The sequence below is a fragment of the Pseudomonas sp. B20 genome, from assembly GCF_020515755.1.
GTDB classification, from domain to species: Bacteria; Pseudomonadota; Gammaproteobacteria; order Pseudomonadales; family Pseudomonadaceae; genus Aquipseudomonas; species Aquipseudomonas syringae.
Map to the genome: position 1 here is coordinate 22865 of NZ_JAHPJG010000005.1, position 14804 is coordinate 37668.

The 14804-nt window shown below is 59.3% G+C and carries 15 protein-coding genes and 1 pseudogene; 8 read left to right on the forward strand and 8 right to left on the reverse strand.

Features of this window, described 5'->3' with window-relative positions:
- Positions 1-176: 176 nt before the first annotated feature.
- The 4 genes from LIX91_RS06680 to LIX91_RS06695 all read right to left on the reverse strand — a co-directional run bounded on the left by LIX91_RS06680 (position 177) and on the right by LIX91_RS06695 (position 2619).
- Entirely contained in the window at positions 177-635 is a 459-nt protein-coding gene (locus tag LIX91_RS06680; RefSeq protein ID WP_226488211.1) for a metallophosphoesterase family protein, read from the reverse strand.
- A 78-nt stretch (positions 636-713) separates the two neighbouring features.
- Positions 714-1295: an ATP phosphoribosyltransferase regulatory subunit gene (locus tag LIX91_RS06685; RefSeq protein ID WP_103364625.1), complete on the reverse strand. Its 582-nt coding sequence runs from the start codon at positions 1293-1295 to the stop codon at positions 714-716.
- 289 nt (positions 1296-1584) lie between these two features.
- Positions 1585-2088 (reverse strand): GNAT family N-acetyltransferase, encoded by a 504-nt coding sequence (locus LIX91_RS06690; protein WP_003416279.1) that lies wholly within the window; start codon positions 2086-2088, stop codon positions 1585-1587.
- A gap of 81 nt (positions 2089-2169) precedes the next feature.
- Positions 2170-2619, reverse strand: coding sequence for a hypothetical protein (locus LIX91_RS06695; protein WP_226488212.1), 450 nt, complete (start codon positions 2617-2619; stop codon positions 2170-2172).
- A 148-nt stretch (positions 2620-2767) separates the two neighbouring features.
- Between LIX91_RS06695 and LIX91_RS06700 the strand changes: the two genes are divergently transcribed.
- The 3 genes from LIX91_RS06700 to LIX91_RS06710 all read left to right on the forward strand — a co-directional run bounded on the left by LIX91_RS06700 (position 2768) and on the right by LIX91_RS06710 (position 5260).
- A complete protein-coding gene (locus LIX91_RS06700) occupies positions 2768-3994 on the forward strand; it encodes a YegJ family protein (RefSeq protein WP_226488213.1) in 1227 nt (408 codons plus the stop codon).
- Positions 3995-4076: 82 nt separating this feature from the next.
- A complete protein-coding gene (locus LIX91_RS06705) occupies positions 4077-4916 on the forward strand; it encodes a TauD/TfdA dioxygenase family protein (RefSeq protein ID WP_226488214.1) in 840 nt (279 codons plus the stop codon).
- Between the two features lie 92 nt (positions 4917-5008).
- A complete protein-coding gene (locus tag LIX91_RS06710) occupies positions 5009-5260 on the forward strand; it encodes a hypothetical protein (RefSeq protein WP_032702858.1) in 252 nt (83 codons plus the stop codon).
- Positions 5261-5281: 21 nt separating this feature from the next.
- Here the strand turns inward: LIX91_RS06710 and LIX91_RS06715 are convergent, their stop codons facing one another.
- Positions 5282-5788, reverse strand: a complete 507-nt coding sequence (locus LIX91_RS06715; RefSeq protein ID WP_003410007.1) for a GAF domain-containing protein — start codon at positions 5786-5788, stop codon at positions 5282-5284.
- 299 nt (positions 5789-6087) lie between these two features.
- On the opposite strand from LIX91_RS06715, the pseudogene LIX91_RS25715 reads away from it, so the two are divergent.
- Both LIX91_RS25715 and LIX91_RS25720 read left to right on the forward strand, forming a co-directional pair.
- Positions 6088-7059: pseudogene (locus tag LIX91_RS25715) on the forward strand (methyl-accepting chemotaxis protein); the annotation flags it as partial.
- Positions 7060-7200: 141 nt separating this feature from the next.
- The gene (locus LIX91_RS25720) at positions 7201-7914 is read left to right on the forward strand and encodes a methyl-accepting chemotaxis protein (RefSeq protein WP_371927190.1); all 714 of its coding nucleotides are present in this window, start codon (positions 7201-7203) and stop codon (positions 7912-7914) included.
- A gap of 81 nt (positions 7915-7995) precedes the next feature.
- Here LIX91_RS25720 and LIX91_RS06725 read toward each other — a convergent pair whose 3' ends face one another.
- Positions 7996-8901 carry a LysR family transcriptional regulator gene (locus LIX91_RS06725; RefSeq protein WP_226488216.1) on the reverse strand — a complete coding sequence of 302 codons (906 nt, stop codon included), beginning with the start codon at positions 8899-8901 and terminating at the stop codon, positions 7996-7998.
- Positions 8902-9004: 103 nt separating this feature from the next.
- Between LIX91_RS06725 and LIX91_RS06730 the strand changes: the two genes are divergently transcribed.
- Positions 9005-10207: an aspartate aminotransferase family protein gene (locus tag LIX91_RS06730; protein ID WP_226488217.1), complete on the forward strand. Its 1203-nt coding sequence runs from the start codon at positions 9005-9007 to the stop codon at positions 10205-10207.
- A 124-nt stretch (positions 10208-10331) separates the two neighbouring features.
- A complete protein-coding gene (locus LIX91_RS06735) occupies positions 10332-10877 on the forward strand; it encodes a DUF4174 domain-containing protein (protein ID WP_226488218.1) in 546 nt (181 codons plus the stop codon).
- Positions 10878-10930: 53 nt separating this feature from the next.
- Here LIX91_RS06735 and LIX91_RS06740 read toward each other — a convergent pair whose 3' ends face one another.
- Entirely contained in the window at positions 10931-11371 is a 441-nt protein-coding gene (locus LIX91_RS06740) for a CBS domain-containing protein (RefSeq protein WP_103689464.1), read from the reverse strand.
- Positions 11372-11594: 223 nt separating this feature from the next.
- Here LIX91_RS06740 and LIX91_RS06745 point away from each other — a divergent pair, with 223 nt between their 5' ends.
- Positions 11595-13958, forward strand: a complete 2364-nt coding sequence (locus tag LIX91_RS06745) for a DNA polymerase II (protein ID WP_226488219.1) — start codon at positions 11595-11597, stop codon at positions 13956-13958.
- Here the strand turns inward: LIX91_RS06745 and LIX91_RS06750 are convergent.
- Positions 13955-14800 (reverse strand): NAD-dependent protein deacetylase, encoded by an 846-nt coding sequence (locus LIX91_RS06750; protein ID WP_003416301.1) that lies wholly within the window; start codon positions 14798-14800, stop codon positions 13955-13957. The two genes, LIX91_RS06745 and LIX91_RS06750, sit on opposite strands and share 4 nt — an antisense overlap.
- Between the last annotated feature and the right edge of the window lie 4 nt (positions 14801-14804).

Consider the following 14804-nt stretch of genomic DNA (forward strand, 5'->3'; position numbering starts at 1 on the left):
TAGAGGTCCTGTGTTGCATTGGCATTTGGAGCGCTTATCGGTACAGGGATGAGTCTTGCGTTCAGGGTGACGCGGAGCGTCACGAACGGCATTCCCATGCGGAGCGTGGGGACGATAATCGCCGTGATCGAAACCCTGTTTTTTGCGTGAAGAAATACTCAGCGTTAGCCCTGTTGTCAGTCGACCAACTGCACCAGACTCGGCTCAATCGCATCCGCGCTCACCTCAAGCAGCGCCAGCGTCACCGGCAGTTTGAAACGCCGCCGCCCGGCGCTGCCAGGGTTCAGATACAGCGTGTCGCCGCGCCAGTCGATGAGGGGTTTGTGTGAATGGCCGGTCACGACCAGTTTCACGCTGTCATCCACTAACGCTGGAACGTCGGCGATGTCGTGGACCAGCAGGACTTGCCAGCCGTCGATGTCGAAGCGCAGGTGATCGGCGATGTGTGTTGCCCAGTCTGCATCCATGTCGTTGTTGCCGCGCACGATGTGCAGCGGGGCGATGGCGGTCAGTTGCTCGACGATGTCCTGGCTGCCGATGTCACCGGCATGGATGATCTGTGCGCAGCCCTGTAGCGCAGCGATGGCTTCAGGACGGAGCAGTCCGTGGGTGTCGGAAATCACACCAACTTTCATACGGGGGCCTCGGGTCGGGGGCAGGGTAGAAGCGCAGTGTAACGCTTTGCGCTTCTACGGCCAGTTACAGGATGCGCGTTATTGGCCGCACCCAAGCGCCAATACCAGCCGCTCCAGCCCGATGCCAAACCCGGCACCCTCTCGATAGGCGCCGCCGCCGACCACTTGTTGCTGCGCACCCAGGCGTGAACATCGCACCTCGAAGCCGTTGCCTTCCAGGTAGTAGCTCAGGCCCCGTTTCACGGCGGTATTGAGTTCATAGTCCAGGCCCAGCGAATCCAGAAAACCGGTGCAGATGGCCTGGCTGCGCAGCAGCGCCTGTTGCGGTGAAGGGCTGAGGATTTCCAGTCCCAGCTGGGTGAATTCGCGGTAGCGTCCGGCTTGCGGGCGCTCGTAGCGATAACAGCGTGCCACGTAGAAAAACAGCGCTTCACGTCGTCCCTCAAGCAGCGCTTCGCTGCGTTCCTGAAACAGCGCCGTGGCTTCGGGTATCAGGCAACAGGCGCGCCCGGCCTTGTCCTCGAAGGCCCACATCTGGCCGATGATTTCGCTGCCGCCGGCTTTTTCGATAAAGGTGTCCTGGCCCCATAAGGCCGGCACTATCGCTTCCTCAGCTCCGGCTTCGATGAAGATAGCTCCGGAAACGATTTTCTGTGTCACGCAGGGTTGCGGCTTCTGTTCCGGTCACGATGCGGGTTCCGCGTAGCATGGTCATGGGTGATGATCTCCAGTTTTTTCAGGCAATAAAAAAGGCGCCATGGGCGCCTTGGTCGGTTTCACTGATGGGTCAGAACGTGGATCTATATCTGGCCAATCGATGAGCACAAGCAACCGCAGCACCTTGAAGCGGGCTGTGGTGGTGATGTCGGTTGCTTTGGGGAAATTGATTCATGGCTGATCCTTGCATGCTTTGACGCATCGCTCAAGTAGCGGTGTTGACGGACACAGTTTATCTGAGCCGCGCCATGCTCAAGGCATCGATGAACAGGCCATCGCGCACCGCGTAGTTGCGCAGCCGGCCCTCTGTTTCGAAACCGAATTTTCGATACAGACCCTGGGCTGCTTCGTTGTCGACATACACGGTCAACTCCACCCGGTGCAGGTTCATCCAGTTGTCTGCGATGTCCAGTGCGGTTGCCAGCAACTTCGAGCCGACGCCTTTGCCCTGCCAGGCCGATGCGACGCCCATACCGATAGCGCCGACATGGCTTTGTCGACTGCGCGAATACTGCTCCAGGCCAATGCTGCCAATCACCTCGTTGCCATGGAGCGCGACCAGTTTCACGTGTCGCTCGGTACTGGCAGCCAGGCGTTTGCGCCAGACTTCGATGGACTGATAAGGCATCTGCAACACCTGACGGCACACCGCAGGCTCGTTATAGAGTGCTGTGACACCTTCGAGGTGAATGTCGGCCATGCGCTGGATGAGGATTTGCGGGGCAGGGGCGTGCACGTTGATTCGTTCCTTGAATTGCGTATTGGCGGTGAGGCCGAAGCGGCATTTTGCGGTATAGCTGCTGCCGCGTCATACGGGTCAGACAATATATTCGGGTTTGCCCATCGCTTGCCAGTCTGCAAAACGGGCATCTATGACTGGGGACAGTTTGTCGTAATTGGCCCAGGTGTCTTCAACGCTGTAGATCGCATCCTGGGTGACACCAAAGGCGAGCACGTAATCATCGACATAGCGGCTGTCGCTGTTCAGTCCCTCGTAATAGGCTATCGCGAACGCATTGCCGACCGTATTGAACTCCTGATCGGTAAGCTTTTCGTCGAGCATTGATATAACGAAGGCTCTGCCCGTAAGCTCGCGTTTTTCCAGCGCGTCTACCTCGCTTTCTGCATCATCGAGCAGCTCTTCACTGGCCAGTTTGTTCAGCAGCATCCAGGCCAGAAACATACCGATGTGCGTTGCACCGGCGGCGTGTGGAAGGTCGCTGGGAAAGTTGCCGTTATAGTGCCAGGAGGCGTCGTCGTATTTCATTTCTGCTCCGATTGAGGCACGCCAGTATCGATTTTCAGGCGTTCGTTCGAGGCACTTTGGCAGCGGATTATCCTGGCCGCAAGCAGGTAATATCGAGATTGGCGCCACAGTGACTCATGAAATAATGTATTTAAAACAGCCGAATTGAATGAGGGCCAGCGACACCGCCATTCTGTTCGCACTCATCAAACAAGGAATGACCCTGCCAATGACGGAGCAAAAAATTTACGGTGTTGAAGGCGAGAACGAGGACTTTCGTGTCGCGGTTGCCAGTGCGCAGCGCACCTTCAGATTCTTCTGGCGCGAGATGTCCTGGGAGCGTCGCCGAATTGTGAAAGCGCTGGACCTGGCGGCGGTAAAGGTGTCCTTCACGACTGACTCAGCCGATCCCGACAGCCCATCGGTTGAGAACATGTGGGTCACGGATGTCGATTTCGACGGCCTGACCCTCTCGGGCATTCTCATGAATGAGCCTGTGTGGGTGAGTTCGATAAATGCCGGGGACCCTGTGTCGGTTCCCCTGGACCGCTTGAATGACTGGGTCTATGTGATTGGCGGTCGTGCATTCGGCGGTTTCACTATCGATGCCCTGCGGTCCGGCATGTCTGCGGCCGAGCGCGTCGAGCATGACCAGGCGTGGGGGTTGGACTTTGGTGAGGCGGGGACCGTTATGCTTGTTCCGCCAGCAGAGGGCAAGTCACCGGTCTGCTTCTCGCGCGCACTGGACAGTGCATCGGATAAACGTGCCTTGAACAAGCTGGAGCGGCTTGAGCATCCGATGGGACTGAACGCACAGGGTGCCGTGGAAGAGGGCCTTCGGGATGATCCGGGTCTGGCCACTGACTACGACGACTCGGGCTGGCAAATGATCCATCGCGAAACCCTCGCCGGTAATTGCAATTTCGTCGCCACGCTTCTGTACATGGGGGCAGATTCTGCGGCGACCAACAGCAATGGCCATGACGTACTGACGCTTGCGCGTATTGCAGGATGGCCGAGAACCATCGAGCTCTTGGAGGGGGATCGGTCGAACCTTGAAAAGCACGTACAGCGTCGTGGCTTTCCAGCCTGGCCCATTGGGCTGACGATGGCGGTCATCGGGGTGGTCGGCCTTTATTTTGCTGCCTTGAGTCAGTCGACAGGTTCTCTGATTGTCAGAAACGACAGCCTCTTAAGCACTGGGCTTTTCATTGTCCTTGTCTGGTTCCTGGGGCAGGGTCTTATTCTCTGTACGGGCCCCTGGTATTTTCGACTCCGGGAGCGCGCGCCAATATGGGGCAAGGCCAGAGCGCTGGATTTGCTGGCAATGCTTATCGGAGTATTGCTCGCTTTCTTCCTGCACGATCACTTTGGTAATTACCTGCATTCCCTTTAAAACGTCCCGCGGCAAAAAAGGGCTATTGCTTCCACTTCTTCATAAGTGTACCGTTGTGTTCACTTATGAAGAGGGTCGCACCATGTTAGCCACTTCGCTCGTTCAGCTGTCACAGGAGCCCATCAAGCCAGGTATTGGCGCGCGTGTTTTCAACGGCAAGCAGGAACTGCTGTCGGGGCAATTCGCTGGCGAGATCCGGGAGCTGCTAGAGCAGCGAGGGGTGCTGGTGTTCCCGCAGATTCATTTTTCCGACGCAGAGCAGATAGCCTTCACTCGCACGCTGGGTACGTTCTGCCCTGAACCCGGCGATGGGCAGAACATCACTCGAATCAGCCTGGATGTGAAAGAGAATCCGGCAGGCGCGGAGTTTCTCAAAGGTTCGCTCTACTGGCACATAGACGGTACGAGCAGCGATTCACCCATTCTGGCTTCGTTGTTGTCCTGCAAGGTGCCCGCCAGTTGGGGAGGCAACACGGGTTTCTGTAACACTTACGCGGCGTACGAGGGACTATCGAGCGCTGAGCAACAGCATTACGACGGTCTGCGCGTCATTCATGCCCCATGGGCATCGTTACTCTATTACAATCCGGAGCCTGGCCTTGCGATGCTCGAGGCCATGCAGGCTATCGGCGAGAAGGAGTTGCCGCTGGTCTGGAAGCACCGATCCGGTCGCAAGTCGCTGATTCTGGGCTGCACCGCGCAGCAAGTCGTTGGCCTCAGCGTGGCGCAAAGTGCGCGAATTCTGGTTGGCCTTCGCGAATGGGCCACGTCCGAGGCGTTCAGTTACAGCCATGCGTGGCAGGTCGGTGATCTGGTGATCTGGGACAACACCGGCACCATGCACCGGGCCGAAGCTTATGACCCCGAGTGCGGGCGAATGATGCACCGCACCAAGTTGCAAGGCGAAGAGCCCTTCGCGTAATGCGACGACCGCGAGAGCCGGGTGACGCCCCGGTTTTTATACTGAGTGGCTCATTGTGAGCCGGATCGTTTTGCCGGATTGGAGAAACGAGAATGTGCAGACCCAAAGAACCCATTGCGGGTATTTTTCTATTGTTGGTCCTGGCCGCTGGCGGTTGGGTGGCTCAGGAGCCATTTCCTCATTTCGGGATCGATCTGCCTGTCGAAGCCTTGCTGGACGGCGATCACCCTGCGACACCCGTTCCGCCCCGACATCGCATGCAACTCGACGAAGGTCAGTTCAGCAGTGCCTTGCTCGAATCGGTGCCCCTGTATGCGCTTGCAGAGCAGTCTGTCAGCCCGTGAGTCGGCAGTGCTGCGCCCGAGTCAGCTACCTTCGTTGATATTGGCGAAGAAAATGCACCCGATCAATCGGGCGAACAGGGTCAGGGTTTCCGCCAGATCGGGGTCGTCAAACAGCGTCGTTCTGGAGTCCAGAGCGCACAACGCGCCATACAGTTGCCCGTCGGGAAGGTAGATCGGTACGCCGGCATAGCTTTCGATGGCGTAGCGCTTTACCACCGGCAGGTTCGCATACCGGCCGTTCGTGCTGATCTGCGGCACGAACAGTGCTTCGGGGTTGACGCAAAACTCGTTGCAGAGCGTGGTCTCGAGTTTGAACACGTCGCCGTCGTCGATACCCAGGTCAGTCGGGTCATAGACAGAACAGGCGATCCAGTCTGCGTCGGTGAACTTGGCGATACCGGCGAAGCGCATGCCTGTCAGGCGAGTGACAAGTCGCAGCACATTGGTCGTGGCCTCGATCTCGGCAATTGCAGAGCGCTCCTCGATGGTCAACAAGCTGCTTTTTGAGGCGATCAATTCCAGACTCATGCACTTCTCCAGAATACCCAAGTGTGGGTAACGGCCCATGCTAACTGACTCGAATGAAAATGCCATCGGGGTTGGTCGCGCCCGCGAGGATTTATTTTCAAGCGAAATATTGACGTCAGTTTTAAAGTTTGAAGCCTCGCTGCCGACATTTGTGGATTGTATAGATAGATGGCAAGGACAGGCCTCTTGCATTCCACTGATGACCAACAAAAGAGCGACTCCCTGTGATAAATACTCTGAGCAATATTTCTGTCAGGTCCAAGCTCGTGCTCGGGTTTGCTTTGGTCATCGTACTGACGGTGCTGATTGCGCTGACAGGCTGGACAGGCATCACCTCGCTGAGTGAACGAAGCGAGCGGATTTCCGACATCGGCAAGCTGAGCTCGCTTACGCGAGATGTCCGCATTGCCCGATTGGCCTATTCGGTCAACTATGACGCCGAGCGCGCCAGCAACTGGCTGAAAGCATTCGAAAGTCTCGAAAATCATGTGAAGTATGCGCAGAAGGTGTTCGACTCGCCGTTGAATATACCGCTGGTCAATACTGCCGCCGACGCCTTGAAGGATTACCGTATCCACTACGACAACCTCATGCAGGCGACCGCTGCCCGTGAGGCTACCCGTTCGGTGTTTGGCCAGTATGCCGATGCAGGCGCTGACGATTTGCAAAAGCTCAACGCCGTTGCCCGATCCGATGACGGCACCCCCGCGCAGCGCGATGCCATCGTGCAGGCGATGACGCTGTTCCAGAAAATGCGCTTCGACTTGCGCGGCTACACCTATTCGCTGAAGCCGGAAAACCGGGCGCCAGCGGAAACATCGATGAACACGGTTATCGAGTTTGTCAGAAATCTGCAAGGTTTCGAGGGTCAGTCGGCGACCATCAAGCACCTCGTTGACTCTATGCTCAGCTATCAGAACACCTTGAATCAGTTCACCGCGGCGCAGGCCAGGATTGAGCAGGCGCAGGCAGGTATCACCAAAGACATCGGCATCCTGTTTGAATGTGCTGACAAGCTGTCCGAGAACCAGGTCAACCTGAGAGTGGAAGATGTGAGTCAGGCCAAGATGCTGCTCTCTGTCTGGCTGATTGCAGCGCTGATCATGAGCGCCCTGGCGGCGTGGGTCATTACCAATCTTATCGTTGGCCCGCTGCGTGAGACACTGAAACTGGCCGAGCGTGTCGCTGATGGTGATCTGACGCACAACCAGGTGATCACCCGCAAGGACGAACTGGGCCAGTTGCAGGGCAGCATGATGCGCATGACCGGCAACCTGCGCGAGCTCATTGGTGGCTTGCGCGATGGCGTGACACAAATCGCCAGTGCCGCCGAACAGTTGTCGGCCGTCACCGAGCAGACCAGCGCTGGCGTCAACAGCCAGAAGAGCGAAACCGATCAGGTCGCCACTGCTATGCACGAAATGTCTGCGACCGTTCAGGAAGTCGCACGCAACGCGGAACAGGCTTCGCACGCTGCGGTCAACGCTTCGAAAGAAGCTCGCGAAGGTGACGGCGTGGTTTCCAAGGCGGTTGCCCAGATCGAGAAGCTCGCAACTGAAGTCTCTCACTCCAAGTCCGCGATGGACGACCTCAAGAATGAGAGCAACAAGATTGGTGGCGTGCTCGATGTCATCAAGGCCGTTGCCGAGCAGACCAATCTGCTGGCCCTCAACGCTGCCATCGAAGCGGCGCGTGCGGGCGAAGCAGGCCGGGGTTTCGCGGTGGTGGCTGACGAAGTGAGAAGCCTGGCCCAGCGCACGCAGACGTCGACCGAAGAGATCGCGGCATTGATCAGCGGCCTGCATACCCGCACGGCGCAGGTGGCGACGATCCTCGACAACAGCCAGGCACTGACTGCAAACAGTGTCGAGCTGACACGCAATGCGGGTGTTTCCATCAATAACATGACTCAGGCGATCTCGACGATCGAGACGATGAACCATCAGATCGCCGCTGCCGCCGAAGAGCAAAGCGCCGTTGCCGAAGAGATCAACCGCAGTGTCCTGAATGTGCGAGACATCTCCGAACAGACGGCTTCTGCCAGTGAAGAGACCGCTGCGTCGAGCGTCGAGCTCGCTCGTCTGGGCGTGCATCTGCAAAGCCTGGTCAGCCGATTCCGGGTCTGACGTTCATTCCCGGTACACCCCGGCGCGCACCGCAAAGGCTGCGCGCCGGAGTCGACCCGCTAACCCTCCGGCGGTAAGCCTTCACCGCCCCCAAAGCCCCGTCGCGTACTCCACAAAACTTCTCAGTTTGGGCAGTCGATAGCGATCCTGTACATACAGCAGGTTTGTCGGTCGTCTGGGCAAATGGTAGTCGGGGAACAGTGCAACCAGCCGGCCCTCCTGCAGGTCGCGCTGTACCAGTGCATCCGGAAGCATCACTACCCCCAGGCCTGCACGAGCCGCCTGATAAAGACCGGCGGAAGTGTTGGCCACCATCGAACCGCTTACCTCCACCAGCACGTCGCCGTCTGCGCCGGTCATACGCCACTGTGTACCGGCAGTGCGCCATTCGTCTCCCGCCGGGTAGGCGAACGCCAGACAATTATGCTCACGAAGATCCTCGGGATGCGTCGGCGTGCCGTGACGGGCCAGATAGTCCGGTGCGGCGCAGATGGTCAAGGTGTAATCCTGCAGGGCGCGCGCGATCAGCGGTGAGGATTCAGGCATGTTGCCCAGGCGAATGGCGACGTCAAAGCCATTGTCGATCATGTCCAGACGCTGATTGGTCAGCACCAGGTCGAGCTTGACCTCGGGAAAGCGTCGCGAAAATTCGACCAGAGCAGGCGCCAATACTTCCGAACCGAATGTCAGTGGCGCGGTGATGCGCAGTGTACCTGTGGGGTCGCCGTGGGCCTGCTCGGCCAACTGCTCGGACTCGGCCACCAGCCCCAGCACCTCGAGGCAACGCTCGTAATACGCGGTACCGAATTCCGTCAGTCGCTGGCGGCGTGTGGTGCGCTGCAACAGGCTGACGCCCAGGCGCTCCTCCAGTGCGCGCAAGTGATTGCCGACCATGGTGGTGGAAATCGAACACGCTTGCGCCGCTGCCGTCAGGCTGCCTGCCTCGACCACTTTCACGTACACCCGCATTGCCTGAAATAAATCCATTATCAATCTCAGCTTTAAAATGATTGAAGTATTTCGCTGTTTATCCATTTGAGGTGGTTAACGATACTGCAAAAACCGAAACATACCCAAGGAGCTTCACCTCATGACCGCCACCTGCCTGATGAGCACTTACCAACCTCTGGCCCTGAGTTTCACCCATGGTCTGGGCACACGTCTGTGGGACCAAGGCGGGCGCGAGTACCTGGACGCCGTGGCGGGCGTGGCAGTGACCAACGTGGGGCACTCGCATCCACTGCTGGTCGAGGCGATTCGTGATCAGGCAGGTCTGCTGTTGCACACCTCCAACCTGTACACCGTCGACTGGCAGCAGCGCCTTGCGCAGAAACTGACGGCCTTGTCGGGGCTGGACGCGGTGTTTTTCAACAATTCCGGTGCCGAGGCCAACGAGACTGCGCTCAAGCTGGCGCGCCTGTATGGCTGGCACAAATACATCGAACGGCCTCTGGTCGTGGTCATGGAAAACGCCTTTCACGGTCGCACGCTGGGCACGCTGTCGGCCAGTGACGGGCCGGCCGTACGCCTGGGTTTCAGTACCTTGCCCGGCGATTACATCAAAGTGCCATTTGGCGACCTGGCGGCGTTCGACAAGGTTTGCACGACCTATGGGCACCGGATCTCTGCCGTGCTGGTCGAGCCGATTCAAGGCGAGGGCGGCGCGCAGATGGCACCCGCCGGGTATCTCAAGGCCTTGAGAGAGCGTTGCACGCGGCGTGACTGGCTGTTGATGCTCGACGAAATCCAGACCGGCATGGGCCGGACCGGCAAGTGGTTTGCCTTTCAGCATGAGGGCATCGTCCCTGACGTCATGACCCTGGCCAAGGGGCTGGGCAACGGCATACCGATCGGTGCCTGCCTGGCGCGGGGCAGGGCGGCGCAACTGTTCACGCCCGGCAGCCACGGCAGTACCTTCGGCGGTAATCCGCTGGCCTGTCGGGTCGGCTGCACGGTGATCGATATCATCGAACAACAGGCGCTGGTGGCAAACGCCGCACTGCAAGGCCGGCAGTTGCTGGACGGGCTGCGCAATGCGCTGGGTGCCCACCCGAACGTGCTGGACGTTCGTGGCTTAGGTTTGATGATCGGGATCGAATTGCGCCAGGCCATACCTGAACTGACACGCATTGCAGCCGAGGAACATGGCCTGCTGATCAATGTCACTCGGGGCAAAATCATCCGCCTGTTGCCACCCCTGGTGCTGGACGCCGCTGAAGTGGCGCAGATCGTCCAAGGCTTGGCGGCGAGCCTCGACAGCGCCTGTAATCGGTCGTTTGCACGCACTGCCTGACGCCACGGATTAAGGAAAAGGACTACATCGGGCTGTACCGGGATGACCCATATGCGGTAGAACAGACCAGCATCGTGTCGGTCTGTACGCGATGGCTACCCAATGGATTTGAAAGGAGCCCACCATGTTAATCCGGTCCCTGACCCTCGCCACCCTGCTTGTCGCTGCCGGTACAGCGCTTGCTGCCGACAGCGATGGCCCTCTGGCGCAGGAGCGCGGCAAGTCGCGCCCCTTGATCATCATCGCCCCCAGCAGCATCGATCCGGTGCTGGTCAAGCTCAAGAAGTCACTGGACGAACCTGCCAACCGTGAAGCTTTTGCGCAGCGCAATATGGTGCTGTTCACGGTGGTCAACACCATGGGCGAGCGCGACGGCAAAAGCATGGACCCGCAGTCGACCATGGCATTGATCCGTGAACTGAAGCTCGGGGCGGGGGCGGGGACCAAGGTCATTCTGGTGGGCAAGGACGGCGAGAAAAAGGTCGATAAGACTCTCAAAAATCCGGAATCGCTAGACCCCAAGGAAATCTTCGCCACTATCGATCAGATGCCGATGCGCGAGCAGGAAGCCGCAGCACCTGCTCCCGAGCCGCCAGCCAAACCTGCGCCGGCCGAAAAACCGGGCAAGCCGGTCAAGGGCGGGGCGCCTGGCAAGACGCTGGACGACTGAGTGAACGGCGTGGCGCGCGGCGATAGCGCGCTGCGCCTGATGTGTTGCTCAGTTCATTCGCCGCGAATGTACTGCTCGAGCTGTTGAATAAGGCTAGCCTGTTCTGCAATGGCTTCCTTGACCAGGTCACCGATGGACAGCAGGCCCAGCAACTGTCCGCCTTCCACCACTGGCAAGTGGCGCAGATGGCTGTCGGTCATGATGCCCATGCACGCTTCGACGCTGCGTTGCGAGTCGACAGTGATCACCTTGCTGCTCATGATGTCCTTCACCGGAGTCCCCACCGACGAGCGCCCCTCAAGGACCACCTTGCGCGCATAATCCCGTTCACTGATGACGCCGACCACCCTGTTGCCCTCGACCACCGGCAGCGCACCGATGTTCTTTTCAGCCATTAACTTGAGTGCTTCGAGCACCATCTGATCCGGTCCGATGGTATGCACTTGCTGGTTCTGCAGGTCTTTCAATTTCAGTAGCTGGGCGACGGTTTTCATGGGGCTCTCCGTGATCGGGACCTGGATGGCTGTAGTGCATTGCCAGAACCACTACAGAATCATCCAGCACGCAGAAACGAGCAAGCAGTAAATAAGGATCACGGGAATAGGAGGAATCAATTATCCGCGCCCCCAATGTGCCGCTAATTCGCCCGCCAGACGCGCCTTTGGCCTCATAGCCAAGTAGAATCAGTTGTTTAACCGAGCGGTCGAGGTAACAGCGTTGGATGTACAGCAGGGCTTTATCCTGAGTCGGCACTGGCAAGATACGCCCGCCGGGACCGAGGTCGACTTCTGGTTGGCCACCGATCAGGGCCCACGCCATATCCGCCTGCCTTGCCAGCCCTCGGTCGCCTTTATTCCTACCGAGCAGGGTGAGCGGGCCCGATCGTTGTTGCGTAGCGAGCGTGGCGTCGAGCTGCGCCCGCTGGAACTCTGTGATTTCCGTCACCGCCCGGTGCTGGGTGTGTACTGCCAGCAGCACCGCCAGTTGATGAACATCGAAAAGCTGCTGCGCAGGGGCAATGTAGACGTCTACGAAGCGGACATTCGACCGCCAGAACGCTACCTGATGGAGCGCTTTATCACCGCGCCGGTGCAGTTTGGCGGCACGCCGGATGCCGAGGGCGTGCTCTGCGACGCGCAGATCAGGCCGGCACCTGATTACCGTCCCAATCTGAAGCTGGTCTCGCTGGATATCGAAACCACGGCACGCGGCGAGCTGTATTCGATTGCACTGGAGGGCTGTGGTCAGCGCCAGGTCTACATGCTGGGCCCCGTCAATGGTGGCGACGAGGCGCTGGATTTTCAGCTCGACTATTGCGATACCCGCGCGCAGTTGCTCGAACGCCTTAACGAGTGGCTGGCGCTGCACGACCCTGACGCGATTATCGGCTGGAACGTCATCCAGTTCGATTTGCGCGTGCTGCATGAGCATGCCCAGCGCCTGCAAGTGCCGTTAAGGCTCGGGCGTGACGGTGAAGCGATGGGCTGGCGTGAGCATGGCAGTCGCAACAACCATTTTTTTGCCGACGTGAGCGGGCGGCTGATCATCGACGGAATCGAGGCACTGCGCTCGGCGACCTGGAGTTTTCCGTCATTCAGTCTTGAATACGTCGCGCAGACCCTGCTGGGCGAGGGCAAGGCCATCGACACGCCTTATCAGCGCATGGATGAAATCAACCGCATGTTCGCCGAGGACAAGCCGGCGCTGGCGCGTTACAACATCAAGGACTGCGAACTGGTCACGCGCATCTTTGCCAAGACGCAACTGCTGACCTTTCTGCTTGAGCGCGCCACGGTCACCGGTCTGCCTGCCGACCGCAGCGGCGGTTCGGTTGCCGCTTTCTGCCATTTGTATATCCCGCTGATGCATCGTCAGGGTTTCGTTGCGCCCAACCTGGGCGAGCGCCTGCCGGAGGCCAGCCCTGGCGGTTTTGTCATGGATTCCCAGCCAGGGCTGTACGAGTCGGTGCTGGTGCTGGACTACAAAAGCCTTTACCCGTCGATCATTCGTACCTTTCTGATTGATCCGGTGGGCTTGATCGAAGGCCTGCGGCATCCGGCGGACAGCGAGTCGGTGCCAGGCTTTCGCGGTGCGCGCTTTTCACGCACACGTCACAGCCTGCCAGCCATCGTCGAGCGCGTGTGGCAAGGTCGGGAAGCCGCCAAGCGCGAGCAGAACGCGCCCTTGTCCCAGGCGCTGAAAATCATCATGAATGCCTTCTACGGTGTGTTGGGTTCGAGCGGCTGCCGCTTTTTCGATCCGCGCCTGGCTTCATCGATCACCCTGCGCGGGCATGAAATCATGCTCAAGACCCGCGACCTCATTCAGGCGCAGGGCTACACCGTGATCTATGGCGATACCGACTCGACCTTTGTCTGGCTGGGCCGCCCTCACGGACAGGAAGAGGCGGCAAGCATCGGCAAGGCGCTGGTGCAGCAGGTCAACCAGTGGTGGCGCGAGCACTTGTACGCCGAGTACGGTTTGCACAGCGCCCTTGAGCTGCAATACGAAACGCATTTTCGGCGCTTCCTGATGCCCACCGTGCGCGGTGCGGAGGAGGGCAGCAAGAAGCGCTATGCCGGTCTGGTGACCCGCGCTGACGGGTCCGAAGAGATGGTCTACAAGGGCCTCGAAACCGTACGCACCGACTGGTCGCCACTGGCTCAGCAGTTTCAGCAGGAACTGTACCTGCGGATCTTCAAGCGTCAGCCGTATCAGGATTACGTGCGTGACTACGTACAGCGCACCCTGTCAGGCGAGCTGGATGACCTGTTGATCTACCGCAAGCGCCTGCGTCGCAAGCTCGATGACTACCAGCGTAACGTGCCGCCCCATGTGCGCGCCGCGCGGTTGGCCGACGAATACAACGACCAGCAGGGACGACCGCGTCAGTATCAGAGCGGCGGCTGGATCAGCTACGTGATGACCACCGCCGGGCCGGAGCCGCTGGAAATTCGCCACGCCCCGATTGACTACGATCACTACGTGACTCGTCAGCTGCAACCGCTGGCTGACGCGATCCTGCCTTTTGTGGATGACGATTTCAGCACCCTGATCGGCGGGCAGTTGGGGCTGTTCTAGCGCGAAACCAGCTGCTCGGCGAGCCACGGCAATACCTGCTCGCAAGACGCCTCGATTTTCATTTCAAGCAGTTCGTCGGCCCGGGTTTTGCCATGGTTGATGGCGATGACCGGCTTGCCCTGTTCGGCCATCGCTTTGCACAGGCGGAATGCCGACCAGGCCATCAGTGACGTGCCGACCACCAGCAGACCTTCAGCTTCCTCGACACTCTGCATCGCCTTGGCAGCGGTCGGCGCGGCGACGTTTTCGCCGAAGAACACGACGTCCGGTTTGAGCCTGTCGCCTTCACAGTGCGGACAGCGGGGTACCTTGAAGCTCGCCTCGAAAGCCGGGTCGAGCAGGGTGTCGCCGTCAGGTGCCTGTGTCGCATGGATGCCGATCAGATAAGGGTTTTGCGCCAGCATCTGCTCTTGAATGGCTGCCCGGTCGCTGCGCTGCTGGCAATCCAGACACAGCACCCGGTGCAGGCTGCCGTGCAGCTCGACGACGTCCCGGCTGCCGGCCTGCGTATGCAGTGCATCGACATTCTGGGTGATCAGTCCTGTGATAGCGTTTTCAGCCTGCAACGCAGCCAGGGCCTGATGTGCGGCATTGGCCTGTGCCGCGCGTATCCGCGGCCAGCCGAGCATGGCGCGTGCCCAGTAGCGCTGGCGCGCTGCGGGGTTGCCGAGGAATTCCTGATACATCATCGGCTGTTTGCCACGCCGCACACCGTCCTTGTCGCGATAGTCCGGAATGCCGGATGCGGTGCTGATGCCTGCGCCGGTCACCACCAGAAACGGTTTGTCGGCCATCGCCTGGCATAGAGTGTCGAGCAGATGTCGGGTTGGGCTGTCGAGCATGTTT

Coding starts and splice junctions, on each gene's coding strand:
- LIX91_RS06705 (WP_226488214.1), top strand. CDS start 4,077: ATGTTAGCCACTTCGCTCGTTCAGCTGTCACAGGAGCCCATCAAGCCA.
- LIX91_RS06715 (WP_003410007.1), bottom strand. CDS start 5,788: ATGAGTCTGGAATTGATCGCCTCAAAAAGCAGCTTGTTGACCATCGAG.
- LIX91_RS06700 (WP_226488213.1), top strand. CDS start 2,768: ATGAGGGCCAGCGACACCGCCATTCTGTTCGCACTCATCAAACAAGGA.
- LIX91_RS06740 (WP_103689464.1), bottom strand. CDS start 11,371: ATGAAAACCGTCGCCCAGCTACTGAAATTGAAAGACCTGCAGAACCAG.
- LIX91_RS06750 (WP_003416301.1), bottom strand. CDS start 14,800: ATGCTCGACAGCCCAACCCGACATCTGCTCGACACTCTATGCCAGGCG.
- LIX91_RS25720 (WP_371927190.1), top strand. CDS start 7,201: ATGCACGAAATGTCTGCGACCGTTCAGGAAGTCGCACGCAACGCGGAA.
- LIX91_RS06730 (WP_226488217.1), top strand. CDS start 9,005: ATGACCGCCACCTGCCTGATGAGCACTTACCAACCTCTGGCCCTGAGT.
- LIX91_RS06735 (WP_226488218.1), top strand. CDS start 10,332: ATGTTAATCCGGTCCCTGACCCTCGCCACCCTGCTTGTCGCTGCCGGT.
- LIX91_RS06695 (WP_226488212.1), bottom strand. CDS start 2,619: ATGAAATACGACGACGCCTCCTGGCACTATAACGGCAACTTTCCCAGC.
- LIX91_RS06725 (WP_226488216.1), bottom strand. CDS start 8,901: ATGGATTTATTTCAGGCAATGCGGGTGTACGTGAAAGTGGTCGAGGCA.
- LIX91_RS06680 (WP_226488211.1), bottom strand. CDS start 635: ATGAAAGTTGGTGTGATTTCCGACACCCACGGACTGCTCCGTCCTGAA.
- LIX91_RS06710 (WP_032702858.1), top strand. CDS start 5,009: ATGTGCAGACCCAAAGAACCCATTGCGGGTATTTTTCTATTGTTGGTC.